The 375-nt window shown below is 68.0% G+C and carries 1 pseudogene; it reads left to right on the top strand.

Annotated features, from left to right (window positions below):
- A pseudogene (locus AC5ZGW_RS47520) lies at positions 1 to 375 on the top strand (NHLP family bacteriocin export ABC transporter peptidase/permease/ATPase); the annotation flags it as partial.

Here is a 375-nt window from a genome sequence, read left to right as displayed (position 1 = left end):
ATCCGAGGACGACTTCCTGAACCGCTGGGCCAACGCTCAGGCCCGGACCATGAATGCGGTCCATCGCGCACAAGTGCCGCTGCAACTGCTGGGACTGATCCCGCGTGCGCTCGGCGCACTCACCATGGCGGCGATCCTCGGCGTCGGTGGTCTGCGCGCCGTGGACGGGCTGATCACCGTCGGCACCCTCGCCGCGTTCCAGACGGTGCTGTCGAGCTTCCTCTCTCAGGTGAACGGCCTCGTCGGCGTTGCTTCCGGAATGCGCGAGCTGCGCGTCGCCATGGAGCGCGTCGATGACGTGCTGCGCTACCCGCTCGAGCGTTCCGATGCGGCTGAGGTGACGCTGGTGGACGACAACGCGTCGCTCCGCCTGTC

The sequence above is a fragment of the Bradyrhizobium sp. Crot121 genome (assembly GCF_059512385.1).
The sequence above is the reverse complement of the archived record's forward strand: the minus strand, read 5'-3'. Positions and strand labels throughout refer to the sequence as shown.